The 26,310-nt window shown below is 61.4% G+C and carries 22 protein-coding genes; 11 read left to right on the forward strand and 11 right to left on the reverse strand.

Features of this window, described 5'->3' with window-relative positions:
* Positions 1-76: 76 nt before the first annotated feature.
* On the reverse strand, positions 77-607 hold the full coding sequence (locus V6943_RS08085) for a hypothetical protein (RefSeq protein ID WP_181101773.1): 531 nt from the start codon (positions 605-607) through the stop codon (positions 77-79).
* 297 nt (positions 608-904) lie between these two features.
* Here V6943_RS08085 and V6943_RS08090 point away from each other — a divergent pair, with 297 nt between their 5' ends.
* From V6943_RS08090 to V6943_RS08105, 4 genes are all read left to right on the forward strand, one after another.
* Entirely contained in the window at positions 905-2,026 is a 1,122-nt protein-coding gene (locus V6943_RS08090) for a beta-ketoacyl-ACP synthase III (RefSeq protein ID WP_340553163.1), read from the forward strand.
* A 241-nt stretch (positions 2,027-2,267) separates the two neighbouring features.
* On the forward strand, positions 2,268-3,332 hold the full coding sequence (locus tag V6943_RS08095) for a porin (RefSeq protein WP_131651158.1): 1,065 nt from the start codon (positions 2,268-2,270) through the stop codon (positions 3,330-3,332).
* A 155-nt stretch (positions 3,333-3,487) separates the two neighbouring features.
* On the forward strand, positions 3,488-4,183 hold the full coding sequence (locus V6943_RS08100) for a DUF2057 family protein (RefSeq protein WP_340553164.1): 696 nt from the start codon (positions 3,488-3,490) through the stop codon (positions 4,181-4,183).
* Positions 4,184-4,334: 151 nt separating this feature from the next.
* Positions 4,335-5,465: a GNAT family N-acetyltransferase gene (locus V6943_RS08105; protein ID WP_340553165.1), complete on the forward strand. Its 1,131-nt coding sequence runs from the start codon at positions 4,335-4,337 to the stop codon at positions 5,463-5,465.
* A 155-nt stretch (positions 5,466-5,620) separates the two neighbouring features.
* Here the strand turns inward: V6943_RS08105 and metR are convergent, their stop codons facing one another.
* The gene (metR, locus tag V6943_RS08110) at positions 5,621-6,547 is read right to left on the reverse strand and encodes a transcriptional regulator MetR (RefSeq protein ID WP_340553166.1); all 927 of its coding nucleotides are present in this window, start codon (positions 6,545-6,547) and stop codon (positions 5,621-5,623) included.
* A 263-nt stretch (positions 6,548-6,810) separates the two neighbouring features.
* Here metR and metE point away from each other — a divergent pair, with 263 nt between their 5' ends.
* Complete coding sequence (metE, locus tag V6943_RS08115) at positions 6,811-9,111, forward strand: 5-methyltetrahydropteroyltriglutamate--homocysteine S-methyltransferase (protein WP_340553167.1); 2,301 nt, start codon at positions 6,811-6,813, stop codon at positions 9,109-9,111.
* Positions 9,112-9,187: 76 nt separating this feature from the next.
* Entirely contained in the window at positions 9,188-9,658 is a 471-nt protein-coding gene (gene ybaK / locus V6943_RS08120) for a Cys-tRNA(Pro) deacylase (RefSeq protein ID WP_181101764.1), read from the forward strand.
* A 6-nt stretch (positions 9,659-9,664) separates the two neighbouring features.
* On the opposite strand, the gene mltF is transcribed toward ybaK, so the two are convergent.
* Positions 9,665-11,125, reverse strand: a complete 1,461-nt coding sequence (mltF, locus tag V6943_RS08125) for a membrane-bound lytic murein transglycosylase MltF (RefSeq protein WP_131651164.1) — start codon at positions 11,123-11,125, stop codon at positions 9,665-9,667.
* 263 nt (positions 11,126-11,388) lie between these two features.
* On the opposite strand from mltF, the gene V6943_RS08130 reads away from it, so the two are divergent.
* Positions 11,389-11,667 (forward strand): GIY-YIG nuclease family protein, encoded by a 279-nt coding sequence (locus tag V6943_RS08130; RefSeq protein WP_340553168.1) that lies wholly within the window; start codon positions 11,389-11,391, stop codon positions 11,665-11,667.
* Positions 11,668-11,754: 87 nt separating this feature from the next.
* Positions 11,755-12,693 carry a glutathione S-transferase family protein gene (locus V6943_RS08135; protein WP_340553169.1) on the forward strand — a complete coding sequence of 313 codons (939 nt, stop codon included), beginning with the start codon at positions 11,755-11,757 and terminating at the stop codon, positions 12,691-12,693.
* 57 nt (positions 12,694-12,750) lie between these two features.
* On the opposite strand, the gene V6943_RS08140 is transcribed toward V6943_RS08135, so the two are convergent.
* Both V6943_RS08140 and yejK read right to left on the reverse strand, forming a co-directional pair.
* Complete coding sequence (locus V6943_RS08140) at positions 12,751-13,548, reverse strand: undecaprenyl-diphosphate phosphatase (protein ID WP_131651167.1); 798 nt, start codon at positions 13,546-13,548, stop codon at positions 12,751-12,753.
* Between the two features lie 253 nt (positions 13,549-13,801).
* A complete protein-coding gene (yejK, locus tag V6943_RS08145) occupies positions 13,802-14,809 on the reverse strand; it encodes a nucleoid-associated protein YejK (protein WP_340553170.1) in 1,008 nt (335 codons plus the stop codon).
* A 141-nt stretch (positions 14,810-14,950) separates the two neighbouring features.
* Here yejK and V6943_RS08150 point away from each other — a divergent pair, with 141 nt between their 5' ends.
* The 3 genes from V6943_RS08150 to V6943_RS08160 all read left to right on the forward strand — a co-directional run bounded on the left by V6943_RS08150 (position 14,951) and on the right by V6943_RS08160 (position 17,053).
* On the forward strand, positions 14,951-16,162 hold the full coding sequence (locus tag V6943_RS08150) for an MFS transporter (RefSeq protein ID WP_131651169.1): 1,212 nt from the start codon (positions 14,951-14,953) through the stop codon (positions 16,160-16,162).
* 264 nt (positions 16,163-16,426) lie between these two features.
* Positions 16,427-16,618 carry a hypothetical protein gene (locus V6943_RS08155; RefSeq protein ID WP_131651170.1) on the forward strand — a complete coding sequence of 64 codons (192 nt, stop codon included), beginning with the start codon at positions 16,427-16,429 and terminating at the stop codon, positions 16,616-16,618.
* 3 nt (positions 16,619-16,621) lie between these two features.
* Complete coding sequence (locus V6943_RS08160; protein ID WP_131651171.1) at positions 16,622-17,053, forward strand: GNAT family N-acetyltransferase; 432 nt, start codon at positions 16,622-16,624, stop codon at positions 17,051-17,053.
* 1 nt (position 17,054) lies between these two features.
* Here V6943_RS08160 and rlmF read toward each other — a convergent pair whose 3' ends face one another.
* The 6 genes from rlmF to V6943_RS08190 form a co-directional block, all read right to left on the reverse strand.
* Positions 17,055-18,056, reverse strand: coding sequence for a 23S rRNA (adenine(1618)-N(6))-methyltransferase RlmF (gene rlmF, locus V6943_RS08165; protein ID WP_340553171.1), 1,002 nt, complete (start codon positions 18,054-18,056; stop codon positions 17,055-17,057).
* Positions 18,057-18,099: 43 nt separating this feature from the next.
* Positions 18,100-19,269, reverse strand: coding sequence for a YbfB/YjiJ family MFS transporter (locus V6943_RS08170; protein WP_340553172.1), 1,170 nt, complete (start codon positions 19,267-19,269; stop codon positions 18,100-18,102).
* An 85-nt stretch (positions 19,270-19,354) separates the two neighbouring features.
* The gene (locus V6943_RS08175) at positions 19,355-21,184 is read right to left on the reverse strand and encodes an SLC13 family permease (protein ID WP_340553173.1); all 1,830 of its coding nucleotides are present in this window, start codon (positions 21,182-21,184) and stop codon (positions 19,355-19,357) included.
* A 12-nt stretch (positions 21,185-21,196) separates the two neighbouring features.
* On the reverse strand, positions 21,197-21,493 hold the full coding sequence (locus tag V6943_RS08180) for a winged helix-turn-helix domain-containing protein (protein ID WP_131651175.1): 297 nt from the start codon (positions 21,491-21,493) through the stop codon (positions 21,197-21,199).
* Between the two features lie 74 nt (positions 21,494-21,567).
* Positions 21,568-22,950 (reverse strand): sodium:proton antiporter NhaD, encoded by a 1,383-nt coding sequence (gene nhaD, locus V6943_RS08185; RefSeq protein ID WP_131651176.1) that lies wholly within the window; start codon positions 22,948-22,950, stop codon positions 21,568-21,570.
* A 440-nt stretch (positions 22,951-23,390) separates the two neighbouring features.
* On the reverse strand, positions 23,391-26,225 hold the full coding sequence (locus V6943_RS08190) for a valine--tRNA ligase (protein ID WP_340553174.1): 2,835 nt from the start codon (positions 26,223-26,225) through the stop codon (positions 23,391-23,393).
* Between the last annotated feature and the right edge of the window lie 85 nt (positions 26,226-26,310).

Genomic DNA, 26,310 nt, shown 5'->3' on the forward strand with positions numbered 1-26,310 from the left:
TGCTGAGGGCCGATAGATAGAAAGCGGCATCCCGTTCCACCGAGGCCGAACAAGATCGGCCCTACGGTGTTGTGAGTTATTCGCCGAGTTCCGCCTGCAGTGCGGCCAACGCAGGCGCGGCGTAAATGCCGACTTCTACGGCCAGCGCCATCACTCGCTCGACGTCGCAGGTGTAGACCAGCACCGCCTGAAGTTCGTTATCCAGCGGTTCGCTGAAGTCCACCAGTACGTAGCCGCCCTTCTCGGGGTAGAGCGCGCCGAGTTGCGTCTGGATCCGGTTGAGCGCCTTCAAGGGCTCGGTCTTGGCCAGCTGTTTGGGTTGCAGCACGAAGTTGACGCTCTCGCCAAACGAGGCGCGGATCTGCTCGAACAATGCCTGATAGTCGTCGGCCTGGAACAGCACCGTGTCCGGCAGGCTGCCGACGACCACCCATTCGCCCAGTGGAATGGGGAAGTCATCGTCGTAATTGATATCCGGATTGGCCTGCAGAAAGCCCTGGGGATCGGCATAGGCCTGCGCGGCTTCGTCGGCGACGCGGTTGATTTCCTCATCGCTCATGCAGCCGGAGCTGATGAGGCGGATCAATTCGGCGAGTGAATCTTTCATCGGGCGGTCCTGGCTTGTTGGGCGCGCAAGAATAACGTAAGCCGGTTGCGGCCGGCAGTAACTGCCCTGATGAGCAATATGGGGCGGTACCGGGGCCGACAGCGTGGCCGGCGCTACGATTGCCGACCTGTGATCTGCTTGTCCGCTTTTCAACGCGCGGCTGCAGCTTCTGTCAGGTTTTCGTGCACAATAGCCGCCATATAAAACAGATGCGGGATGAGGCTAGCGATCGGCGCTGCCGGCATCGCTCTGTTCCGACGCCAGACAACGATCAGCCAATATTCAAGAGGAACGACTGTGCATAACGTCGTCATCAGCGGTACCGGCCTTTATACCCCTGCCCAGAGCATTTCCAACGACGAGCTGGTGGAGTCCTTCAACACTTACTCGCTCCGCTTCAATACCGAGCATGCCGCTGCCATCGAAGCTGGTGAAGTGCAGCCGATGCCCGCGTCCAGCTCAGCCTTCATCGAGAAGGCGTCCGGTATCAAGAGCCGCTTCGTGACCGACAAGGCCGGCATCCTCGATCCCGACCGCATGGTTCCGCGCATTCCTGAGCGCAGCAATGACGAGTGGTCGATTCTTTGCGAAATGTCGGTGAAAGCCGCTGAAGAGGCACTGGCCAGAGCGGGCAAAACCGCCGCGGACATCGACGGGGTGATCGTGGCGTGCTCCAACCTGCAGCGTGCCTACCCGGCGGTAGCCATCGAAGTGCAGGCGGCACTGGGCATCAAGGGCTTCGGCTTCGACATGAACGTTGCCTGTTCCTCGGCCACCTTCGGCATCCAGAACGCCGCCAACGCGGTGCAACTGGGCCAGGCGCGGGCGGTATTGATGGTCAATCCGGAAATCTGCACCGGCCATATGAACTTCCGCGATCGCGACAGCCACTTCATCTTTGGCGACGCCTGTACCGCAGTGATCGTCGAGCGCGCCGACCTGGCGACCTCCAAGCATCAGTGGGATGTCATCAGCACCAAACTGGTGACCGAGTTCTCTAACAACATCCGCAACAACTTTGGCTTCCTCAACCGCACCGCCGAAGAATACATGACCAACCCGGACAAGCTGTTCGTCCAGGAAGGCCGCAAAGTGTTCAAGGAAGTCTGCCCGATGGTGGCCGAGCTGATCGGCGAGCACCTGAAGGAAAACGATATTGAGGTCGGCTCGGTCAAGCGCTTCTGGCTGCATCAGGCCAACCTCAACATGAACCACCTGATCGTGCGCAAGTTGCTGGGTCGCGACGCCAGCGCCGAAGAGGCGCCTGTGATTCTCGATACCTACGCCAACACCAGTTCGGCCGGCTCGGTGATTGCCTTTCACAAGCACCAGGACGACCTGCCGGTTGGCAGCCTTGGTGTGCTCAGCTCTTTCGGTGCCGGTTACTCGATTGGCAGCGTGATCCTGCGTAAGCGCTGATCCCCGCGCCCGCTGCCTCTCGATCCGGGAGGCAGCGCGCAGTATTTCCCACCTTCTCGCCTGCTTCCAGCGGTCCGCTTGGACCGCTCTGCAATGCCCATTGCAGAAAGTTCCCACAACTTTGAACTGTCATATTGCGGCAAATCTTCTGTCACATCGGCTTCCCATAATCGCCTCCGTCGAACAAGACGACGTCATGTCACTCGCAGGACGACGTTTCATAACCGAAGGAGCTTTTCCGATGAAGAAGAAGTTGATTGCGATTGCTGTTGGTGCTGCGATGGCGGTGCCGGCTGTGGCAATGGCCGATATAAGCATCTACGGCCGTGCGCACGTGTCGGTGGATTTTCTGGATGACGGTGCCGACTATTCCGAAACCAACCTGTCGAGCAACTCTTCGCGCCTGGGTTTCAAGGGTGACCACCAGATCAACCCGAATCTGAACGCATTCTTCCAGATCGAGCAGGAAGTTCTGTTTGGCTCCGATAACGGCAGCAGCTTCAACACCCGTGACACCTTCGTTGGCTTGAGTGGCAACTTCGGTGCGGCGCAGATTGGTCGCTTCGACAGCCCGTTCAAGGTCGCCCGTGGTCCGGCCAACCTGTTCGGTGATCAGGTCGGTGACATGCGTAACCTGACGCGTGTCGGCGATGCCCGTTTCGATGAGCGCTACGACAACACCATCCAGTACACCACGCCTGACTTCGGTGGCTTCAACGCCAAGCTGGCCTACTCGGTCCATGAAGGTCAATCGGTACAGCTGGACGACGAAGGCGATGCGCTCGACAGCGACTCCATGAGCATGTCGCTGAACTACGCCGGTGGCCCGCTCGAGGCATCTCTGGCATACGAGCAGGCTGAAGAGGACACCAGTCGTGGCGAGCGTGATGGGATTCGTGCCGCTGCAGCCTACAAGCTGACCGACGCGTTCAAGCTGGTTGGCTTCTATCAGACCATCGAGTATGACGATGCTGATGCCTCGGATCTGGAGCGCGACCTGTGGACGTCGGACGTTTATGGCGTGGGTGGCGAATACAAGATCGCTTCCAATACCGCGCTTAAGGCCATGTGGATGACCCGCGACGCCGACGCGGATGATGCTGACGCCGATATGTGGGTCGTGGGTGTCGAGCACAAGCTGGACAAGGCAGTCCGTGTCTATGCCAACTACGCAGTGCTGGACAACGATGACGCGATTCGCATGAACCCGTGGAGCCAAGGCCGCTCCGCCAACCCATCCAGCTCCGATGACGCTTTCGGTGAGCAAGCCTCTGCCTTCACCGTGGGGCTGCGCTACGACTTCTGATCCTGCTTCGCGGGATGGGTAAACAAACCGGGCTGTTCCCATAGGGGCAGCCCGGTTTGTCATTTGGCTGACATTTTTCAGTCTTATTCTTGTTTTCCGATTGTCATCGAATCCAGACCGCCGACGTCGGCGGGCCTTTGCACTTAGGAGCTTTCATGCGCAGTTTGTTCGTTATCGCCATGGCCTGCCTGCTGGCAGCCTGTGCCCAACAGCCCCACGTCAAGTTGTACGCCGGTGAGTCTTTGCCGGAGAGCCAAGTACTGACGCTGGTCGTTCCCAGCGAGTTGGAAATTCGCAGCATCAACGGCAAACCTCACTCTGCCGCCAACTCAATGTTCGGTGCGGCGGATAAGCAGCTGCAGCTGCAGCCGGGCGCCTACCGGGTTCATGCCTTTTACAAGAACGGGTTCGATATCAACGGCGGCATGAGCCACGAAGTAGTGCGCGGACGCACGGCCATTTTCAACTTCGAGGGGCAAGCCGGTGAGGTATGGCGCCTGGAGTTCGATCGCCCGCAGAACCTGGCCGAAGCCCAGGCATTCGAGACCGAATTCGCCGCCTGGGCCCTGAACACCCGCACGGGCGAGCGTCATGAGGCGCAGGCCGGTAATCGCAATACCTCGGTATTCAACGCGATGCTGGTCTCCAGTGAAGTCGCGCCGGAGGCAACCAGCGTTGCGCCGCTAGGTGCCGCAACCGAGCCCGCTGCTCAGGCGGTGACGCTGCGCCAGTCGCCCGCTGCGACAGCTACCCTGCCACACACCGACGCCACTCTGACCACCCTGCAGCAGATGTGGAATCTGCTGACGCCGGAAAGCCGCACGGCCTTCCTCAAATGGGCTCAGCAGTAAGCGTTTGGTGAAAGGCTGAGCCTCGACCGTAGGGGCCAGCTTGCTGGCGAAGCTTCGGTCCGGTTACGGATCGCCAGCAAGCGGGCTCCTGGTTGCATCACTCGCTTTAAGAACCTTTTATTCCTGCGCGCGACGGGCCAGACTGCGCGGCATGCCTATCCAGACCCTTTCCCGCCTTGCCGAGATTGCGCCGCAACAGTGGGATGCACTGCTGACGGAGCCCCAGCCGTTCCTGCGTCACGCCTTTCTTTCCAGCTTCGAAGACAGCGCCAGCATTGGCGGGCGTACGGGCTGGCAGCCGGAACACCGGTTGCTGCTCGATGCGACGGGTGCCGTGCAGGCTGCGTTGCCGCTGTATCGAAAGAGCCATTCATATGGCGAATATGTTTTCGACTGGGCCTGGGCCGATGCCTGCCATCGGGCCGGAATCGAGTATTACCCCAAGCTGCTCTGTGCCGTGCCGTTCTCACCTGTAACGGGCGCACGCTTGCTAGGCGATCGCGATGCAGCCGTGCAATTGCTCGATCAGCTCACCGGGGGGCTTGAGGAGCAGGGACAGTCCAGCCTGCATGTGAATTTCACCGAGCCGCATGCCGATGCGGTGTTACGCGGCCGCGACGGCTGGCTGGAACGCATCGGCTGCCAGTTCCACTGGCACAACCGCGGCTATCGGGATTTTCAGGATTTTCTCGACGGCCTCACCTCGCGCAAGCGCAAGCAGTTGCGCAAGGAGCGTGAGCAAGTGGCGGGGCAGGGGATCGAATTCGACTGGCGAGAAGGGCATCAGCTTGACGAGGCGGAATGGGATTTCGTCTACGCCTGCTACGCCAACACCTACCATGTGCGCGGTCAGGCGCCCTACCTGACGCGCAGCTTTTTCAGCCTGGTGGCTGAGCGCATGCCGGAGGCGATCCGCGTGGTGTTGGCCAGGCAGGGTACGCGCCCGGTGGCCATGGCCTTCAGCCTGATCGACGCGGGTGGGCTCTATGGCCGTTACTGGGGAGGCCTGGCCGAATTCGATCGGCTGCACTTCGAGACCTGTTTCTATCAGGGCATCGATCAGGCGATCGCCGCCGGGCTGTCTCGTTTCGATGCCGGTGCGCAGGGTGAGCACAAGCTCATTCGTGGTTTCGAGCCGGTGATCACCCAGTCCTGGCACTACCTCGCGCATCCCGGCCTGCGCGCGGCGGTGAGCGATTTTCTCGCGCAGGAGCGCCTGGGCGTTTTACGCTATGCCGAGGCGGCACGTGATGCGCTGCCCTATCGACAAGATACGGCGTAGTTGTAGCCTGGATTAGCCGAAGGCGTAATCCGGGTGTCAGAGGCGGTAGTCCGGGCGCCCGAAGGCGCAATTCTTCGCCATGAATTCGCGGCAAGCGAAGGAAGCGCCTTCGGCGATTCCTTCCTCCGGGAGCTATCGGCACGTCACGGCGGGCGCTATTTCGCCTTCGGCGCCGCGCTCACGCCTTCGAGGGTGGCGAAGGAGGTGTCCTTGGCCGTAAGCAGGAAATCACGCATGAACGGCGAATCCAGCATGTCGGCGCGGATACCGGCGTAGAGCGTGGCAAACAGGCCTTTCTCACCCAGCCGCTTGGCGGTGACGTAGCCGCGTGTGCTGTATTCGTGCAACGCCCAGTTCGGCACGCTGCAGACGCCACGCCCGGAGGCGACCAGCTGCATCATCATTACCGTCAGTTCTGAAGTGCGGACTTGGGCCGGCTCGATATCGGCTGGCTCCAGAAAGCGCGAGAAGATATCCAGCCGGTCGCGCTCCACCGGGTAGGTAATCAGGGTTTCGCTGCTCAGATCTTCGGCACGCACATAAGGCCGTGTCGCCAGCGGATGCTGGTTTGCGACCGCCAGCAGGGCTTCGTAGGTGAACAGCGGGACATAGCTGATGCCGGGCAGCTCGACCGGGTCCGACGTCACCACCAAGTCCAGATCGCCCCGGGCCAGCGCTGGCAGCGGCGCGAAGGAAAACCCCGAAGCCAGATCCAGTTCCACTTCCGGCCAGGCATCACGGAACTGGTCGATGGTCGGCATCAACCACTGGAAACAGCTGTGGCATTCGATGGCCATATGCAGACGCCCGGCGGTGCCGCCGGCCAGGCGCGCCAGATCGCGTTCGGCGCTGCGCAGCTGCGGCAACAAGCTATCCGCCAGTTGCAACAGGCGCAAACCGGCGCTGGTGAAACGCACAGGGCGGGTCTTACGCACGAAGAGCTGTAGGCCCAGGCGCTCTTCCAGCTCTTTGAACTGATGCGACAGAGCCGATTGGGTCAGGTGCAGGCGCTCGGCTGCTTCGACGAGGCTGTCCGTCTCGCGCAATGCATGAAGCGTTTTCAGGTGGCGGATTTCCAGCATGTCGCGAGTTCCTTGCTGTTTGCAGCCCACGCCGGCGCTCGCGATGTGGGCGAGCATATGACGTGAGCATTGCTCATCGTGATGGCGAAGTGTGTATTAGCGGGAAAACACTGTCGAGCCGGAATTAGCGAAGCGAGCCCAGTGGTTTGGTCAGTTTATAAGTGAATTATCCTAATCTTTAACTTTAAGTACTTGAGTTTGTTTCATGAATTCAGCATGGCCACAATCTCCTCATCGAAAAACGAGACGAATTGGAGATTGTTATGGCTGTGGCGCATTCCCTGGGCTTTCCCCGCATCGGCGCGGACCGCGAACTGAAAAAGGCCCTTGAAGCCTATTGGAAAGGCGATCTGGATGAGGGCGAGCTGCGCCGAGTGGGTCGCGAGATGCGCGCCGCGCATTGGCGGCTGCAGGCGGAGGCCGGCATCGAGTTGTTACCGGTCGGCGATTTCGCCTGGTACGACCAGGTGCTGACGCATTCGCTGATGTTTGGCGTGGTGCCGGAGCGGTTTCGTCCGGCTGATGGCGCGCCGACGCTGGATACGCTGTTCGCCATGGCAAGGGGCGTCACCAAATCTTGCTGCGGCGCGGGACAGGCACAGGAAATGACCAAGTGGTTCGATACCAACTACCACTACCTAGTGCCTGAATTCACGGCGGATCAACAGTTCAGCCTGTCCTGGACGCAGTTGTTCGAGGAAGTCGAAGAAGCTAAAGCGCTGGGGCATGCGATCAAGCCGGTGCTGATCGGTCCGCTGACCTATCTCTGGTTGGGCAAGGCCAAGGGCGAGCCGTTCGACAAGCTGGACCTGCTGGAGCGCCTACTGCCGGTGTATGGCGAAGTGCTCGATCGGCTGGCCGAGCAGGGCGCCGAGTGGGTGCAGATCGACGAGCCGATTCTGGTGCTGGACCTGCCGCAGGACTGGAAGAATGCGTTCGAGCGCGCTTATAACCTGTTGCAGCGGGCTCCGCTGAAAAAGCTGGTCGCCACCTATTTTGGTGGTTTGGAAGACAATCTGGGCCTAGCCGCTGCGCTGCCGGTGGACGGTCTGCATATCGATCTGGTGCGCGCACCGGATCAGTACCCGGTGATCCTCGATCGGCTGCCGGCCTACAAGGTTCTTTCCCTCGGGCTGGTCAATGGGCGCAACGTTTGGCGCTGCGATCTGGACAAGGCGCTGAGTGTGTTGCAGCACGCCACCGAGCGGCTCGGCGAGCGCTTGTGGGTTGCGCCGTCCTGCTCGCTGCTGCACGCGCCGGTCGATCTGGCGCGAGAGGATCAGTTGGACGCCGAACTGAAAAGCTGGCTCGCCTTCGCGGTGCAGAAGTGCGCCGAAGTGGCGGTACTGTCACGTGCTGTGAGCGCTCCTGAAGATGCTCAGGTACAGGCCGCGCTGCAACATAGCCGCGCGGTCCAGGCCAGCCGCGCACTATCGCCGCGTATTCACAAGCCAGAGGTGCAGGCGCGCCTGGCTGCAATCGAACCACAGGATAGCCAGCGCTCGGCGCCGTTTGCCGAGCGGATCGAAAAGCAGCGTGCACGACTGAATCTACCGACGTTTCCGACCACTACCATCGGCTCGTTTCCGCAAACGCCAGCCATCCGTCTTGCGCGTCAGGCGTTCAAGCAGGGCAAATTGGCACTGACTGACTATACCGAGGCGATGCAGGCCGAAATTCGTCATGCAGTAGCGGTGCAGGAGCAGCTGGGCCTGGACGTGCTGGTGCATGGCGAGGCCGAGCGTAACGACATGGTCGAGTACTTTGCCGAGCAGCTCGACGGCTACGCCTTTACCCGTTTCGGCTGGGTGCAAAGCTATGGCTCGCGTTGCGTCAAACCGGCTGTGATCTATGGCGATCTGAGCCGTCCGGCGCCAATGACGGTGGAGTGGATTCGCTACGCGCAACAGCAGACCAGCAAGATCATGAAAGGCATGTTGACCGGCCCCGTGACGATGTTGATGTGGTCCTTCACTCGCGACGATATCAGTCGCGAACAACAGGCAAGGCAGCTTGCGTTGGCGATTCGCGATGAAGTCTGCGACCTGGAGGCGGCGGGTATCAGGATCGTGCAGATCGACGAGGCCGCGTTTCGCGAGGGCCTGCCGTTGCGCCGTGCGCAGTGGCAAGGGTATCTGGACTGGGCGGTGGAGGCCTTCCGCCTGTGCGCCAGCGGCGTACGCGATGAAACGCAGATCCATACGCACATGTGCTACAGCGAATTCAACGATGTGATCGAGTCGATCGCCGCGATGGATGCCGACGTCATCACCATCGAGACCTCGCGCTCGCACATGGAACTGCTCGAAGCCTTCCGCGCCTTCGACTATCCCAACGACATCGGTCCAGGCGTCTATGACATTCACTCGCCACGGGTGCCGGATACCCAGGAAATAGTGCAGTTGCTCCAGAAGGCCAGTGAGCGGATTCCGGTCGAGCGGCTCTGGGTCAATCCTGATTGCGGCCTGAAGACCCGCGGCTGGCCTGAAACCGAGGCGGCGTTGGTGAATATGGTCGCGGCGGCGCGGCAATTACGCGCCGCCCAGCAGGGCAGGGCGGCCTAAGACCGTCTCCGCGGCACGTGCGGGCCGTTGCGTTTTTCGGCTAAGGTAGCGGCTTCCATCCGACTCGCTCGCCATCATGACTCCCGCCATCGATATGCTGAAAAAGGCCAAAGCCGAATACTGTGTTCACAGCTATGAACACGATCCTAAGTCCGCGTCCTATGGGCTCGAAGCGGCCGAGAAGCTCGGCCTCGAACCCGCACGCGTGTTCAAGACGCTGCTGGCCTGCAGCGAGAAGAACGAACTGCTGGTCGCGGTGGTGCCGGTCGCCGGTACGCTTGATCTGAAAGCGCTGGCGCAAGCGGCTAAAGTGAAGAAGGTCGAGATGGCTGATCCCATGGCTGCGCAACGTGCGACGGGTTATCTGATCGGAGGGATCAGCCCGCTGGGTCAGAAGAAGCGGTTGCGCACCTTTATTGACGGTTCGGCTCAGACGCAGCCAAGCATCTACGTCAGCGCCGGGCGTCGGGGATTAGAGGTCGAGCTGACGGCGCAGGTGTTGGCCGATCACACCGCCGGCAGCTTCGCGCCGATCGGCCGAGCCTAAGTCGGGTTACAGCGGCGGCAGAATCTCGCCGAACTCGGTGGCATTGATGCCGGGGATGTGAATCTCGTTCTGCACCAGTTGCTGGCCTTCCATCTGCGGCTGGGTCACCCAGGTCAGGATGTCGTAATAGCGGCGGATGTTGGCGACGAAATGCACGGGCTCGCCTCCGCGCGCATAACCGTAGCGCGTCTTGGTGTACCACTGTTTCTGAGATAGGCGTGGCAGCATCTGCTTCACGTCCAGCCATTTGTTCGGGTCCAGCCCTTCGCCCTCGGCCAGCTTTCGAGCGTCTTCCAGATGGCCGCCGCCGACGTTGTAGGCGGCGAGGGCGAACCAGGTGCGGTCCGGCTCCTTGATGCTGTCAGGCAGATTGGCATGGACCAGCGCGATGTATTTGCCGCCGCCCTGAATGCTCTGTACCGGGTCGAGGCGATTGGTAACGCCCATGGCTTTTGCGGTATTGAGCGTCAGCATCATCAGGCCGCGCACGCCGGTTTTCGACGTGGCTTCCGGTTGCCAATGGGATTCCTGATAGCCAATCGCGGCGAGCAGACGCCAGTCGACGCCATGCGTCTTGGCCGTTTCGCGGAAGTGCTTTTCATAGCGCGGCAGGCGCTGTTGGAGATGTTTGGCGAAGGCATAGGCACCGACATAACCGAGCACGTCGACATGGCCGTAATAACGTTCGCGCAGCCGCTGCAGCGTGCCGTTCTCCTTGGCCTGGTCGAGAAATTGGTTGGCCGCTACGAGCAGGCTGTCGTCTTCGCCTTTGCCGACGATCCACGACAGGCTGTTCTGCTCGCCCAGATCGAACGCAACGCGAGCATTGGTGAAATACACCTGGTTGAGCGCTAGTTCGTTCGACTCCACCAGCGTCAGATCGACCTGGCCTTCATCCACCATGCGCAGCAAATCGACGACTTCCACCGCGTCGGATTCCTCGTAGCGCAGTTCGGGCAACTCGGTCTGCAGCGCCTTGAGTTTTTCCGCCTGGCTGCTGCCCTTGAGTACCAGGATGCGCTTGCCGATCAGGTCTTCGGGTTGCGTCGGGCGGCGTTGCCCTCTGCGATAGACCACCTGAGTCGTGACGTCCAGGTAGGCGTTGGTGAAGCGCGCCAGGTTCTGGCGTCCTTCGCTGGCAACTAGCCCGGCTGCGGCGAGGTCAGGGCCGCCGGGACGATTCAGACGGGTGAAAATCTCATCGATGCTGTCGGCGGTTTCAAGCTGAAGCTCGACGCCCAAGTGGCTGGCGAAGCGTTTGACCAGTTCGTATTCGAAGCCGGCCTCACCATTGCGATCCTGAAAATACGTGGAGGGGCTGTTGCGGGTGATCACGCGCAGTACACCTTCCTCCTTAATACGCTCGAGTGCGCTGGGCGGTTCAGCGCAGCTGCTGAGCATCAGGAAGAGTCCGGTCGCCAGCAACCAGGCGGTGCAGCGCTTGCGGAACGCGGTTTGGGCAAACATCGGCGCAGTATACGCAAAGGCGAACCGCCACCATATCTCGACAGGATCGACGGACTTTGCTAAGCGAAGCGGCTAGCGCATGACTTACCGGGATGCCGTGGGTCTGTCCGATCAAGCGTCGGAGGCCATCACTATCTCGACGCAGCTCCGCGCCGAGCGGCGGTGCGAGCTTGCCCTGATGATGGCTGACCGGGACAATCCGACGCTTATTTTCGGGCGCGTTTCTGCATGCCACATTCCATCTTGCCGCGAGATTTGGTCGCATGAGCACCGCTGCTTCAAAGCCCTGGTTCGTCTATCTGGTAAGGGCAGCGAACGGCTCGCTGTATTGCGGAATCAGTGACGATGCGCAGCGCCGCTTTGCTGCGCACCAGAGCGGGCGAGGGGCGCGCTTCTTTCATTCGAGCCCGGCGGTGGCGCTGGTTTATGTCGAAGCCTGCGAGAGCAAGGGGGACGCATTGCGCCGCGAGCGTGCCATCAAATCGCTGAAAAAGCCGGCCAAGGAGGCGCTGGTCGCCACGTATCGTATCAGTGACCCGTGAATGCCTCGGCAATCAGCTGAACGGGTAGGCTGCCTTCTCCGTCGCGAGTAAGCTGCCGGTCTACCTACAAGACTGGCGGAGCCTGCAATGCACGACATCATCCTGCACCACTATCCCACCTCGCCGTTTGCCGAAAAGGCGCGGCTGATGCTGGGTTTCAAGCAACTTTCCTGGCGCTCGGTGACGATTCCGCCGGTGATGCCCAAGCCGGATCTCACCGCGCTGACCGGTGGCTACCGGCGTACGCCGGTGCTGCAGATCGGCGCCGATGTGTATTGCGATACCGCATTGATGGCCCGCCGCCTGGACGCCGAGAAAAACACGCCGGCGCTGTTTCCGGAAGGGCGGGAGTTCGTGGCGGCGACCTTGGCGCAGTGGGCGGATTCGGTGCTGTTCCTGCATGCGGTGAGCCTGGTATTCCAACCCGAATCCATGGCGCTGCGCTTCGCTCAGGTGCCCAAGGAGTTCGTGCAGATTTTCAGCAAGGATCGCGCCGAGCTGTTCAGCAGCGGCTCCGTGACACGCATTCCGCTAGAACAGGCCAAGAGCCACTGGCCGGTGCTGATGGCGCGTCTGCAGCAACAGTTGTCGCGCGAAAGCGGCGGGTTTTTGCTGGGCAGCGCGCCTTGCGTGGCCGATATTGCAGTTGCGCATTGTCTGTGGTTTCTCAAGGGCACGCCGGTCACTGCGCCACTGGTGGACGATTATCCGGATGTTGCCGCCTGGCTTGGTAGGGTACTGGCTGTCGGTCATGGCTCGCTTTCCGAGCTGTCTGCCGAAGAGGCCGTATCCATTGCCCGCAGCTCCACTCCGGCTGCGTTGCCAGACGAGGCCTTCTTCGAGCCTAACGGCTTCCAGGCCGGCCAGTCGGTGACCATTTCCGCGGTGGACTACGGCACGGATCCGGTTGCTGGCGAGCTGGTATTCGTCGGTGTCGAGGAGTTGATTCTGCGCCGTGAAGATGAGCGCGCCGGCGTGGTCCATGTGCATTTCCCGCGCATCGGCTACCGCATCGACGCCCGTTGATGCCTCAGGCCCGCGAACTGCGCAACGCCGTTCCGCGGGCCTTTCGTGTTCCGAGCGTCAGAGCGCGATGAACAGCAGCGCGACGCCCAACAGCAAGCGATAGATCACGAAGGGCAGCATGCCCAGCGCATCCAGGGCCTTGAGGAACAGCTTGATGCAGAGGAATGCGGCTACGAAGGACAGGGCCGCGCCGATGAAAATGTCGTTCCATTGCGCAGCTTCGCCGGACTGGGCCAGTTCGACCGCTTTCAGCCCACCCGCGGCAAGGATCAGCGGTATCGACAGCAGGAAGGAGAAGCGCGCGGCGGTCTGCCGGGTAAAACCGAGCAGCAGGGCGGCGGTCATGGTAATGCCCGAGCGGGATGTGCCTGGAATCAACGCCAGCGCCTGGGCGAATCCGATAATCAGCGCGCTTTTCCAGGTCAGGTGATCGATTTCAGCGACCCGCCGGCCCTTGATGTCGGCGTACCACAGCAGCAAACCGAAGATGATAGTGGTGGCGGCAATCAACAGCATCGAACGGGTGTACTGCTCGATGAAGTCCTCCAGCAATAGCCCGATGACTGCCGCTGGCAGGGTACCAATGATGATTGCCCAGCCCAGACGGCTCTCAGCGCTGACCTGCCGTCTGAATACGTGAGCCAGCCAGCCGCGGCTGGTAGCAATCACTTCGTGACGGAAACAGATCAATACGGCTAGCAGCGTGCCGACATGCACCGCGACGTCGAACGCCTGGCCCTGGTCCGGCCAGCCGAGCACCTGGGACGGTAGGATCAAGTGAGCGGACGAGGAAATCGGGAGAAATTCGGTGATGCCTTGCACCAGGGACAGAATAATCAGGTGAAACCAATCCATTGCGAATCCTTACCAGAGCGGGTCGTACAAAGTTGCGGCTCCAATCGAGCAGCCCATGTGACTGACAAACGGGAATTTCATTCAGCGACAGTCGGATTCGTTCCGCTCATGACCAGCGGGCGACCTCAGCCGGGCGGAGCAAGCCGCCCGGATCGAATATGCGCTGAGTTGATGAACGTCCGATACCTTCAGCGCAGCGCTACGGCCGCTAAGGCGAAGACGCTGTCGTTAGCTGCGTCGGGCCAGCCGGTGATCAATCCTTGCGGCGCTTGAGCTGATCGGTCAGCTGTGTCGGGAGTTGGCGGATGATCAGAATGTTGCGGGCTTCGTCATATTCGATCTTCGAGCCCAGCAGGTGCGATTCGAAGCTGATCGACAGCCCTTCGGCGCGGCCGGTGAAGCGCTGAAACTGGTTAAGGGTGCGCTTGTCCGCCGGGATCTCCGGCGAAAGGCCGTAATCCTTGTTGCGGATGTGCTCGTAGAAGGCTCGTGGGTGCTCCTCGTCGATCACGCCGGACAGCTCTTCCAGCGACATGGGTTCGCCGATCTTCGCCTGGCTGCTGGCGTAACCGACCAGCGCACTGGTTTTCTCGCGGGCCTTTTCTTCCGGCAGGTCTTCACTTTCGACGTAGTCGCTGAACGCTTTGAGCAACGTACGGGTTTCGCCGGGCCCGTCGACGCCTTCCTGGCAGCCGATGAAGTCGCGAAAATACTCCGAGACCTTCTTGCCGTTCTTGCCCTTGATGAAGGAAATGTACTGTTTCGACTGCCGGTTATTTTTCCATTCGGACAGATTGATCCGGGTGGCCAGGTGCAATTGGCCGAGGTCCAAGTGTTTGGCTGGCGCGACGTCCAGCGAGTCGGTGACGGTCACGCCGTTGCTGTGGTGGAGCAGGGCGATGGCCAAGTAATCGGTCATGCCCTGCTGGTAATGAGCGAACAGCACATGGCCACCGGTGGAGAGATTGGATTCCTCCATCAACTTCTGCAAATGCTCGACGGCTTGGCGGCTGAAGGAGGTGAAATCCTGGTTGTCTTCCATGTACTGACCCAGCCAGCCACTGAAAGGGTAGGCCCCCGACTCTTCGTGGAAATAGCCCCAGGCCTTGCCCTGCTTGGCGTTGTAGCTTTCGTTGAGATCGGCCAGCAGATTCTCGATGGCCTGTGACTCGCCAAGCTCCGAATCGCGGGCGTGAAGCACGGCAGGCGTGCCGTCGGGCTTTTTCTCAATCAGATGAACGATGCAGTGGCGAATCGGCATGGGTTACTCGCGGACGGGTGAGGCGGACAGGCGGCAGTTTACCCGAGCAACCGTGCTCGTCGCAGGGCAAAAAAGTGGATGCGGTTAAAAGGGGGGATGAGGGTAAGATGGCTTCCCCTTGTTTTACTAAGTGTGTCGGCGATGAATGCGATATGGCGCAACAGTACCTGGATCCTGCTGGGTGGTTCCCTGATCCTGGCCGTTTCCCTGGGCGTGCGGCACGGCTTCGGCCTGTTCCTGCCGCCGATGAGCGCGGAGTTCGGCTGGGGACGTGAGGTCTTCGCCTTCGCCATTGCTTTGCAGAATCTGATCTGGGGGTTGGCGCAGCCGATCACTGGCGCGCTGGCGGATCGCTTTGGCGTTGCCCGAGCGGTATTGCTGGGCGGAGTGTTGTACGCGGTCGGCCTTCTCTTGATGGCCGGCGCGGATTCGCCGATGTCACTGTCGCTGAGCGCCGGCCTGCTGATCGGGTTAGGACTGTCCGGTACCTCGTTTTCGGTGATTCTGGGCGCGGTCGGTCGCGCCGTGCCAGCTGAGAAGCGCAGCATGGCCATGGGCATCGCCAGTGCCGCGGGCTCTTTCGGTCAGTTCGCGATGCTTCCCGGCACGCTCGGTCTGATTGGCTGGCTGGGTTGGTCGTCGGCGTTGCTGGCGCTGGGGCTACTGGTCGCGCTGATCATGCCGCTGGCGTTGATGTTGCGCAGCGGACCGCCGGCACCCGTGACCGGCCCGCAGCAGTCGCTGGTCGAGGCGCTGCGTGAGGCGGTCAGTCACTCCGGCTTCCGCCTGTTAGCGCTGGGCTTCTTCGTCTGCGGTTTCCAGGTGGTATTCATTGGCGTGCATCTGCCGGCGTATCTGGTGGATCAGCAACTGCCGGCGATGGCGGGCACCACGGTGCTGGCGCTGGTCGGGCTGTTCAATGTGGTGGGTACTTATACCGCCGGTTGGTTGGGCGGCTGTTACTCGAAACCCAAATTGCTGACGGCGCTCTATCTGCTTCGGGCTGTTGTAATCAGCGCGTTCTTTTTCGCCCCGCTGACGCTCTGGACAGCCTATGCCTTCGGCATCGCGATGGGCCTGCTATGGCTGTCCACGGTGCCGCTGACCAACGGAACGGTGGCGACGCTGTTCGGTGTGCGGAACCTGTCGATGCTTGGCGGCATCGTCTTTCTGTTTCATCAGATCGGCTCATTCTTCGGCGGCTGGCTGGGCGGGTGGGTTTACGACCAGACCGGCAGCTATGACCTGGTCTGGCAAATATCCATCGCTCTCAGTCTGATGGCCGCCGCGCTGAACTGGCCAATTCGCGAACAACCGGTCGAGCGGGTGCGTCTGGCCGGGGGCGTTGCGTAATGCGCAGGGGCTTGTTGTGGGCAGGCAGCGTTGTTCTGGCGCTGCTTCTGGCCATGGCTTGGTGGGGCTGGCAGCAGGGCGGGCTGGCCCTGCTGCAACTGGGCGTTGGCATTTGCTGATCGAGCGTTCTGGTAGTTTTTACGGGTGTTACGGAATCAATTCGCAGTAGATGGCTCCAACAAGCGAGACGATTGAAAGCTGTCGCAGAACCGTAACCAAAGCCCTGTAAAAAGCTGCGGCATGCAGTTATTGGAGCTACCGAACATGTCCACTCTTACCGAACTCGCCCAACAGATCGCCCAACTCTATCCTTTGCAGGACAAGCGCGTCGGCAAGCGCTACCGCGTAGTCGGCGAGCTCGCTGGCATGACTGAGCTGGAAGAGATCAATGGCGAGCCGCGTTACATTCAGACCATGGTCTTGAAAAACAAGCAGCTGTGGGACGTGGCGGTCTGAGCCATGCCTTGCGTGCGCAAGGCGCGCCGCGACGACGCTGTAACGATAGCTCGCCTGCTGGGCCAGCTTGGCTACCCGGCAAGCGATGAGCTCATCGACAGTCGTCTTCAGCAACAAATCGATCATGACGATGCCTGCCTGCTCGTGGCCGAGGGGGATGATGGCCAACTGCTCGGCTTCATCTCCCTGCACTTCATCGCGCAGTTAGCCCTTGAGGGCGATTTCTGCCGGATCAGCTATCTCTGCGTCGACTCGACGGCACGCAGCCGGGGGATCGGTGAGCTGCTGGTGCAGGCTGCTGAGCTGCGTGCCCGAGGTCGCGGTTGTGATCGCATGGAACTTCATTGCGATGTTCGACGCGACGCGGCTCACCGTTTCTATGCACGACTGGGTTATGAGGATGCGCCCAAGTACTTTCGTCGTTCGCTGAATTGACTCAGCCTGGCTGGCGCTTCCAACGTGTCGAGCGCCACTCGTTCTGCTGCGCTTCGTTCAGGAAGGTCCAGGCGACAAAGCGGCTGCGCTTCTGCCCTTGAGACATGTCCGAGACCTGTATCTGATGGGCGCCGAGTTTTTTCAGCCGTGCCAGCAGCGGTTGCACATTGCCCGCCTTGGATACCAGCGTACTGAACCAGCAGACCTGCTCCGCCACGCCACGGCTTTCGTCCGCCAATCGAGCAATGAATGCCGCTTCCCCACCTTCACACCAGAGTTCCGCCGCCTGGCCGCCGAAGTTCAGTGCCGGAAGCTTGCGTTTCGGGTCGAGCTTGCCGAGGTTGCGCCATTTGCGCTGGCTGCCGCTGTTGGCTTCGGCCTGGGAGGCATGGAAAGGCGGGTTGCAGAGCGTGATGTCGAATCGGTCGTCAGGCTGCACGATCTTTTCGAAGATGTGTCGCGAGTCCGTCTGTTGGCGCAACGTGATGTTCTTGCCGAGCCCGTTCGCCGCGACGATGGTGCGCGCCGAAGCCAGGGCTATCGCGTCGATATCCGAGCCGGTGAAGCGCCAGCCGTATTCGCGTAGACCGATCAGCGGATAGATGCAGCTGGCGCCGGTGCCGATGTCCAGTGCGTGGATCCTGGCGCCGCGGGGGATTTCACCGGCGTTCTGGGTGGCCAGAAGATCGGCCAGGCCATGCAGGTAGTCGGCTCGCCCGGGAATCGGCGGGCACAGGTAGCCCGCTGGAATATCCCAGTGGGCGATACCGTAGAACTGCTTGAGCAATGCCCGGTTGAACACGCGCACCGCATCCGGGTTGGCGAAGTCGATGCTCTCCTTGCCGTATGGGTTGAGAATCACGTACTCGGCCAGCTCCGGACTGGCGGCAATCAGCGCAGGGAAATCGTAGCGCCCGGTGTGGCGATTGCGCGGATGCAGCGTGGCCGTGCCGCTGGCCGGCTTGGCGGCGCGTGATTGGCTATTGGCTTTTGGGACGTTCATGTTCGGCTGCTGTAACGATGAAGTCGGCATTGTCCCACAGCTTTCAAGCGCGGCGTGGGACCAGCAGCATCCAGATCAGCCCCCATAGCAGCGCGCCGGCGCCAAGCCAAAAGGCGCTGTGCAGGCTGCCGCCCATGCCCATCCAGACGCTGGTCAGCCAGGGAGCGGCGAGTTGCGTCAGGCCGTAAAAGGCGATCAGCGCGGCTGACAGGCGCGGCCCCTGATGCGGATGCAGCGTGCGCGCCAGCCGCTGGGTCAGCAGCACCGTGCCGAGGAAGGTACTGCCGACCAGCACGGCGCAGAGCAGGATGCCCGGCGCACCCGGCAGCAACAGGGCAGCCAGCACGCCGATCAGTTGAGTGACATAGCTCAAACGCAGTGCCCGGACATCGCCAAGCAGGGCGCCCAACCGATTCCACAGCCAAGGCGAGGGAAGCGTCGCGAGCGCCACTACCAGCCAACTGCTTTCGATCAGGAAATCACCGGGCTCCACCTGCAGCCGCGCTACCATCGGCAGAAAGGTCATCGGCAGGATGTAGCCCATGCCAGCGCCGGCATAGGCCAGAAACAGCGGTGTGCTGGCGCGATCCAGCAGCCGTCCGCTGCGGATATGCTCGGCATCTTCCGTCGTTGTGTCCTCGGGTATGTCCAGCCGCGCCAGTTGGCGCCAGCCCCACCAAGCCAGCGGGATTGAAAGCAACGCCGCCGGCCACCAACGATCGGCGCCTGCCAGCACGCCGTTGCTCAGGCTCACCAGGAGGCTGGAGAGGATCAGCCCAACGCAAACGCCCAGGTAAACCAGACCGCTGGATGACACGCGCCGATGCCGCGCAAGCCATTCCAGAACCAGCGAAGGGGCCTGAACGAACACCAACCCGTTGCTGATGCCATTGAGCAGACGCAGCGCCGAAAGCGACTCCGCAGACTCGGCCTGGGTCTGTGCCAGGGTGGTCAACACGTGCACTATCAGCGCCCAAGGCAGGCTTCGGCGGATCTGCGAGACCCGATGCCAGCGCAACGCCAGCAGCGCGCCGATCAGGTAGCCGAGGTAGTTCCAACTGGCGATGCTCGCGCCTTGTTGCACGGTTAACTGCCCGTCTTCCACTAGCCAGGGCAGTAACGGCGTATAGACGAAACGACCGAGCCCGTGAACGACGAGCAGCAGCGTGGCTCCGGCCAGCAGGACAGGGAACAGGGCGGGGCGTTGGGTCATTGGTTCGGACCAGGCGAGCGTGGAGGGCATCAGCTTAACGGCAGCAATGGTCAGGCGACCACGCTACGGATGGCTGATAGAAATTTCAAAGAGGGAAGAGCAGCGGCACCATTAACACCGATGTCAGCATGACCAACAAGGTGAAGGGCACACCGATGCGCACGAAATCCGCGAAACGATAGTTGCCTGGCCCAATCACCAAGGTATTCACGGGCGAAGAAATCGGCGTCATGAACGCGGCTGAGGCGGCCAGCGCGATGATCATGGCGAAGGGATAGGGCGATGCGCCAATTTGCTCGGCTGTGGAAATCGCCACCGGCGCCATCAATACCGCGGTTGCGGTGTTGGAGATGAACAGGCCGATGATGGCCGTGAGCAGAAACAGGCAGGCCAGCAACGCCTGCGGGCCGGAGTCGCCAAACAGGCCGATCAGCGCCGATACCGCCAGTGCTATCCCGCCGGTCTTTTCCAGCGCCAGGGCGAACGGCAGCATGCCGACGATCAGCACCAGGCTTTGCCAGTGGATGGCTCTGTAGGCACTGTCCATGTCGATGCAGCGGAACAGCCCCATGATCAGGCAGCCGATCAGCGCGGCGAGCACGTTAGGGACCACGCCGCTGACCATCAGCACCACCATCACGGCCAGCCCGAACAACGCGAAGGGCGCCTGATTGGCGGCGGGCGCTACGTCATCAATCTCGGCGGGCAGGCTCAAGACCAGGAAGTCACGGCGCATGCCTTGCAGGCGATGTATGTGTTTCCAGCCGCCGGCTACCAGCAGGGTGTCGGCGGGTTTGAGTTTTTCATCGACCAGCAAGCCTTGCAGCGCCTCGTGGTTGCGCCGCAGACCGACTACGTTGAGCTTGTGGTTGGAGCGGAAGCCCAGCTCCTGAATGGTCTTGCCGGGCAAACGCGAATCCGGTGGTAGCGCCACCTCCGCCAGGCCCAGCTCGCGGGAGTGATCGCCATAGTAGGAAGTGTCGAGCTGCAGCGGCTCGAGCCCCAGTTCGTCGTACGCGCCAAGCAGTCCGATCGCCGGGCTCGCCAGGTCGACCAGCAATACGTCTCCCGCAAGCAATTGCGTATTGCCGGTGGCGATCAATAACAGACGGCGGAAACGCTGCTGGCGCTCGATGCCGATGACATTGATGCCGTATTGAGTACGAAGCCGCAGCTCGTCGAGCGCTTGGTTGGCCAGCGGTGATGCGGGCAGTACGCGCAGACGGCGTTCGCGTTCGGGTAGCCGGTACCGTTGAGCCAGAACCGCGAGCGTGTCGCGGGGTTCTGCGGTGCTGTCCTGATCGCTCGACTGCCCAAGCCAGCGCCGCGCCAGCAGCATGTAGGCGATGCCTAGCAGCAGGATGGTCAGCCCGATGGGCGCAAAACTGAAGAAGGCGAAGCCGTCCAGGCCGGCGCGTCGTAGCTCGCTGTGTACCACCATGTTCGGCGGTGTGGCGACCAGTGTGAGCATGCCGCTCATCAAGCCGGCGAACGCCAGCGGCATCATCAGGCGGCGCGGCGATACATTCATCTTTGCGGCGATGCTCAGCACCACCGGAATGAAGATGGCGACCACGCCGGTCGAGCTCATCACCGAGCCCAGTCCGGCAACGGCAAGCATCAGCAGTACCAGCAGGCGTGTCTCGCTGCTGCCGGCCGAGCGCATCAACCACTCGCCCATGCGATAAGCGATGCCGGTACGCACCAGGCCGTTGCCGATCACGAAAAGCGCGGCGATCAGTACGACGCTGGGATCGCTGAAACCGGCCAGTGATTCGGCAACGCTAAGGACCCCAGTCAGCGGAAGGGCGACCATGGCCAGCAGCGCGACGACATCCATCCGCGGCCGGTTGAGGATGAACAACCCGACGCAGGTGGCCAGCAATGCCAAGACCAGCAACAGATCGACGTTCATGCTGAACGGAGGTCAGGGGTAGCCGAGAACGGATTTGAGCTGGGGTAGGTTGCGCTCGATCCAATGGCGGTCGATCGCGCCCCAGTCGTGGATGCGGTATTGACCGGCGTTATGCCGTTCGCCGTCCTCCTGGGCGAAGCGGCAGTCGATATCGAGATCGGCCAGTGCGGTCAGGGTGTCTTGGGCTGTGCGCCTTGGCATCCCGGTCGCGGCGACCAGCGCGGGCACGCTGGTGGCTGCACCGCTGTCGATCAGCCAGGCGACGTAGAGTCGACGGTAGAAACTGCTTCTGGTTTTGCTGACAGTCATCACGGTTCCATGACAGTGGTTCTGTGCCGTTGAGCCTATGCGAGGCTTCAACGGCACAGAACGAGGCGTATCGATTAACGCAGCGCGAGCATGCCGATGTAAGTGACCGCGCCGGCTGTGTAGCCGAGGAAAGCTAGCAGGCTGACCCGCTTGATATACCAAGTGAAGCTGATCTTCTCCATGCCCATTGCTGCAACGCCCGCCGCCGAGCCGATGATCAGCGTGCTACCGCCGGTGCCGGCGCAGTAGGCGAGCATTTCCCAGAAATTGCCATCGACGACAAATTGCGAGAGCCATACGGTTTCGTCAGCCGCGGCTTCGGCAAGCATAGCCGGGCTCACCAGCGGGTACATTTTCATCGAACCGGCAACCAGCGGCACGTTGTCGACTACAGCCGATAGCAGGCCGATGGCGTAGTTGATGGGATAGATGTGGCCCATCGTCTCGCGTAGCGCCGTAGCGACCTGCGTCAGGTGACCGGCAGTGGCCAGTGCCGCGACGGCCAGCAGGATGCCGAGAAAGAACAGCACGCTGGGGGTATCGACCTTGCGCAGCACGCCGACGACCGAAAGCGGATGTTTGTCCTCGTCATTCTTATGGCGGTGGATGAATTCAGTGGTGATCCAAAGCACTCCGAGGCCGAAGAGGATGCCCATGTAAGGCGGCAGGTGTGTCACGGTTTTAAAGATCGGCACGAACAGCAGGGCCCCGAGACCGAGCGCCAGAACCAGGTTGCGCTCGAACGGAGTGGTAGCCGATGAGCTGTGTTCGGCAAGGTGCGCCCGCACGCGTGGCCGCGGCGCCTCGCCACGCAAGCGGAAGCTGAGGATGATCAATGGCACCAACAGGCAGACCAGGCTCGGCAGGAACAGGCCAGTGATAACGCCGGAGGCGGTGATCTGGCCACCGATCCAGAGCATGGTAGTGGTCACGTCGCCAATCGGCGACCAGGCACCACCGGCGTTGGCGGCGATCACCACGATGCCCACGTACAGCCAGCGTTCCGGACGCCCGCGGATCAGTTTGCGTAGCAGCGAAACCATAACGATCGTAGTGGTCAGGTTGTCCAGCGCGGCTGACAGGAAGAAGGTCAGGAAGCCGATGATCCATAGCAGATGAACGCGCTTGCGTGTCTGAATGCGGTCGGTGATGGCCTTGAAGCCCTCGTGGGAGTCGATCAGCTCGACGATGGTCATCGCGCCAAGCAGAAAGAACAGGATTTCAGATATCTCGCCGAGGTGGTGGCGCAACGATTCGACCACTACGGCCGATGAGTCGCCTGGATCATGACTGCCTGGTTGCAGCAGCGGCAGAATGCTGTCCGCACCTAATATCAGTACGGTCCAGGTCAGCACTGCGGTGAGCAGCGCGGCGGCGGCTTTGTCGATCTTGAGTGGGTGTTCGAAGGCTATACAGAGATAGCCCAGAACAAACACAACAGCCATGAGTGCATACATCGGAGGGGCTCCATCTTGAGAAACCGGACCGGCGGTTCGGAATGCCGAATGGCTCGGTCGTTGGCAGGCTCAAAATGGCGATGGGCTTTAGCGAGTGAAGTAAGTTAGAAAACCGTATACGGAAAGGTAGCTACCTGCGTGTGACGGTCGCGTACGGCTGCCCGGTCGGGCTCGCTGTGCTGCGGGCTTAGTTCATGTCGTAGAGCTTCTGCGTTGGCTCGGCCTGCCAGTTGTTATTCGGGATTTTGTTGTGAGTCATATTGTACCGGCGGTGCCGGTTATAACTTGTCACTGATCAAGCGCGATTCAAACAGGCTGGCGTTCGGTTTACGGTAAGGCTGGAAATGACCGTGGCGCTCAAGACGAAGAGCGCCAGCAGGTGCCAGCGCACTCCGTTCTGCTATTGATCGCAACGGCGAGCCGCTGCGATCAGCTATCCATCACAGCCCGGCGATGCGCTCGCGCTGTTCCACCAGTCGGGCTTTTGCCTGTTCGGCTTCGGCCAGTTTGGCGCGTTCCTTGTCGATCACCTCGGCCGGCGCCTTGTCGACGAAGCCGGCGTTGGAGAGCTTGCCGCCGACGCGCTTGACTTCGCCGTCGAGGCGGCCGATTTCCTTGTCCAGGCGCGCCAGTTCGGCGTCCTTGTCGATCAGGCCAGCCATGGGCACCAGTACCTGCAGGTCGCCGACCAGGGCGGTGGCGGACAGCGGTGCCTCTTCGCCTTCGCTAAGCACACGGACGCTTTCGAGCTTGGCCAGCTTCTTCAACAGCGGCTCGTTCTCACCGAGGCGGCGCAGGTCCGTTTCCGAGGCATTGCCTAGCACCACGTCGATGCGCTTGGCCATGGAGATATTCATCTCGCCACGGATCTGGCGAATGCCCAGCATGAACGCCTTGACCCACTCGATATCGCCCTCTGCTGCCTCGTCGAGGCGCTCGGGGTTGTATTCCGGCCAGGGTTGCAGCATCAGGGTCGGACCGGTCTTGCCCGCCAGCGGCGCGATGCGCTGCCAGATTTCCTCGGTGATGAAGGGCATGAACGGATGCGCCAGGCGCAGCGCGGTTTCCAGTACGCGCACCAGGGTGCGGCGGGTGCCGCGCTGGCGTTCGGCGCTTGCGGTTTCGTCCCAGAGCACTGGCTTGACCAGTTCCAGATACCAGGCGCAGTACTCGTCCCAAACGAATTCGTAGAGGGCTTGCGCGGCCAGGTCGAAGCGGAAATTTTCCAACTGGCGGGTCACTTCGGCTTCGGTGCGTTGCAGCGCGGAGATGATCCAGCGATCCACGGAGGACAGTTCAACGGGCTCACCATTGATTCCCGTGTCCTTGCCTTCGGTGTTCTCGAAGACGAAGTTGGCAGCGTTCCACAGCTTGTTGCAGAAGTTGCGGTAGCCCTCGACGCGGCCCATGTCGAACTTCACATCGCGACCGGTGGAGGCCAGCGAGCAGAAAGTGAAGCGCAGCGCGTCGGTACCGTAGCTGGCGATGCCTTCGGGGAATTCAGCGCGGGTCTGTTTGGCGATCTTCTCGGCGAGCTTGGGTTGCATCATGCCGCTGGTGCGTTTTTGCAGCAGTTCGTCCAGGGTGATGCCGTCGACAATGTCCAGTGGGTCGAGCACGTTGCCCTTGGATTTGGACATCTTCTGGCCTTGGCCATCGCGCACCAGACCGTGGACGTAGACGGTCTTGAACGGGATCTGCCCGGTCAGGTGGGTCGAGAGCATGATCATTCGGGCGACCCAGAAGAAGATGATGTCGAAGCCGGTGACCAGCACGTCGGTGGGGTGGAAGGTCTTGAGGAAGTCGGTCTGCTCGGGCCAGCCGAGGGTGGAGAAAGTCCACAGGCCGGAGCTGAACCAGGTGTCCAGCACGTCCTCGTCCTGACGCAGCTCAACTTCGTTGCCGAGGTTGTGCTTGCGGCGTACTTCCATCTCGTCGCGGCCGACGTAGACGTGGCCGGCTTCGTCGTACCAGGCCGGAATGCGGTGGCCCCACCACAGCTGGCGGCTGATGCACCAATCCTGGATGTCGCGCATCCAGCTGAAGTACATGTTCTCGTACTGCTTGGGCACGAACTGGATCTCGCCACTTTCCACCGCAGCGATGGCTTTCTCGGCCAGCGGCTTGGTGGAGACGTACCACTGGTCGGTCAGCCAGGGCTCGATGATGGTGCCGGAGCGATCGCCACGCGGGACTTTCAGTGCGTGGTCGTCGATCTTCTCCAACAGGCTCATGGCCTCGAATTCGGCGACGATGGCCTTGCGCGCGTCGAAGCGATCCATGCGCGCATAGCCGTCGGGCAGGCTCGGGTCGACCTTGTCGTTCAGCGTGCCGTCGATATGGAACACCTGGGCGCGGGCTAGGATCGCTGCGTTCTGATCGAAGATATTGATCAACGGCAGCCTGTGGCGCTTGCCAACTTCATAGTCGTTGAAGTCGTGCGCCGGAGTGATCTTCACGCAGCCGGTACCGAACTCGAGGTCGACGTAATCGTCGGCGACGATGGGAATCAGGCGATTGACCAGCGGCAGCATGATGTGGCGACCGATCAGGTCCTTGTAGCGCTCGTCCTCGGGATGCACGGCGACGGCGGCGTCACCGAGCATGGTTTCCGGGCGGGTGGTGGCGACCACCAAATAATCCTTGCCATCGGCGGTGCGCGCACCGTCAGCCAGCGGATAGCGCAGATGCCAGAGATGGCCCTTCTCGTCGTGGTTTTCCACTTCCAGGTCGGAAATAGCGGTGTGCAGCTTGGTGTCCCAGTTGACCAGGCGCTTGCCGCGATAGATCAGGCCGTCCTCGTGCAGGTGCACGAAGGCTTCCTTGACCGCTTCGGACAGGCCCTCGTCCATGGTGAAGCGCTCGCGCGACCAGTCCACCGAGGAGCCCAGGCGGCGAATCTGCCGGGTGATGTTGCCACCAGACTCGTGCTTCCACTCCCAGACCTTCTCGAGAAACTTGGCACGGCCCAGATCGTGGCGATTGACGCCTTGGGCGCCCAGCTGGCGCTCGACTACCATCTGCGTGGCGATGCCCGCGTGGTCGGTGCCCGGTTGCCACAGGGTGTTGCGGCCCTGCATGCGGCGGAAGCGGATCAGCGCGTCCATGATGGCGTTGTTGAAGCCATGACCCATGTGCAGGCTGCCGGTAACGTTCGGCGGCGGGATCATGATGGTGTAGGGCTCGCCCGAACCCTGGGGTGCGAAATAGTTGTTCGATTCCCAGGTCTGGTACCAGGAAGTCTCGATGGCGTGCGGCTGGTAGGTCTTGTCCATTCGGCGGGACCCTTAGAACGGCTGGTCGGAAAAACCGGAGAGTATAAAGGTAAGTACGCGAGCGGCAGAACCGCAATGGCGCTTT

The sequence above is a fragment of the Pseudomonas sp. CBC3 genome, from assembly GCF_037967085.1.
Classification (GTDB): Bacteria; Pseudomonadota; Gammaproteobacteria; order Pseudomonadales; family Pseudomonadaceae; genus Stutzerimonas.

Coding starts and splice junctions, on each gene's coding strand:
- V6943_RS08135 (WP_340553169.1), top strand. CDS start 11,755: ATGCACGACATCATCCTGCACCACTATCCCACCTCGCCGTTTGCCGAA.
- V6943_RS08180 (WP_131651175.1), bottom strand. CDS start 21,493: ATGACTGTCAGCAAAACCAGAAGCAGTTTCTACCGTCGACTCTACGTC.
- V6943_RS08170 (WP_340553172.1), bottom strand. CDS start 19,269: ATGACCCAACGCCCCGCCCTGTTCCCTGTCCTGCTGGCCGGAGCCACG.
- V6943_RS08095 (WP_131651158.1), top strand. CDS start 2,268: ATGAAGAAGAAGTTGATTGCGATTGCTGTTGGTGCTGCGATGGCGGTG.
- metR (WP_340553166.1), bottom strand. CDS start 6,547: ATGCTGGAAATCCGCCACCTGAAAACGCTTCATGCATTGCGCGAGACG.
- V6943_RS08085 (WP_181101773.1), bottom strand. CDS start 607: ATGAAAGATTCACTCGCCGAATTGATCCGCCTCATCAGCTCCGGCTGC.
- V6943_RS08130 (WP_340553168.1), top strand. CDS start 11,389: ATGAGCACCGCTGCTTCAAAGCCCTGGTTCGTCTATCTGGTAAGGGCA.
- metE (WP_340553167.1), top strand. CDS start 6,811: ATGGCTGTGGCGCATTCCCTGGGCTTTCCCCGCATCGGCGCGGACCGC.
- mltF (WP_131651164.1), bottom strand. CDS start 11,125: ATGTTTGCCCAAACCGCGTTCCGCAAGCGCTGCACCGCCTGGTTGCTG.
- V6943_RS08105 (WP_340553165.1), top strand. CDS start 4,335: ATGCCTATCCAGACCCTTTCCCGCCTTGCCGAGATTGCGCCGCAACAG.
- yejK (WP_340553170.1), bottom strand. CDS start 14,809: ATGCCGATTCGCCACTGCATCGTTCATCTGATTGAGAAAAAGCCCGAC.
- V6943_RS08190 (WP_340553174.1), bottom strand. CDS start 26,225: ATGGACAAGACCTACCAGCCGCACGCCATCGAGACTTCCTGGTACCAG.
- V6943_RS08155 (WP_131651170.1), top strand. CDS start 16,427: ATGTCCACTCTTACCGAACTCGCCCAACAGATCGCCCAACTCTATCCT.
- V6943_RS08175 (WP_340553173.1), bottom strand. CDS start 21,184: ATGAACGTCGATCTGTTGCTGGTCTTGGCATTGCTGGCCACCTGCGTC.
- V6943_RS08140 (WP_131651167.1), bottom strand. CDS start 13,548: ATGGATTGGTTTCACCTGATTATTCTGTCCCTGGTGCAAGGCATCACC.
- V6943_RS08100 (WP_340553164.1), top strand. CDS start 3,488: ATGCGCAGTTTGTTCGTTATCGCCATGGCCTGCCTGCTGGCAGCCTGT.
- V6943_RS08150 (WP_131651169.1), top strand. CDS start 14,951: ATGAATGCGATATGGCGCAACAGTACCTGGATCCTGCTGGGTGGTTCC.
- rlmF (WP_340553171.1), bottom strand. CDS start 18,056: ATGAACGTCCCAAAAGCCAATAGCCAATCACGCGCCGCCAAGCCGGCC.
- V6943_RS08160 (WP_131651171.1), top strand. CDS start 16,622: ATGCCTTGCGTGCGCAAGGCGCGCCGCGACGACGCTGTAACGATAGCT.
- nhaD (WP_131651176.1), bottom strand. CDS start 22,950: ATGTATGCACTCATGGCTGTTGTGTTTGTTCTGGGCTATCTCTGTATA.
- ybaK (WP_181101764.1), top strand. CDS start 9,188: ATGACTCCCGCCATCGATATGCTGAAAAAGGCCAAAGCCGAATACTGT.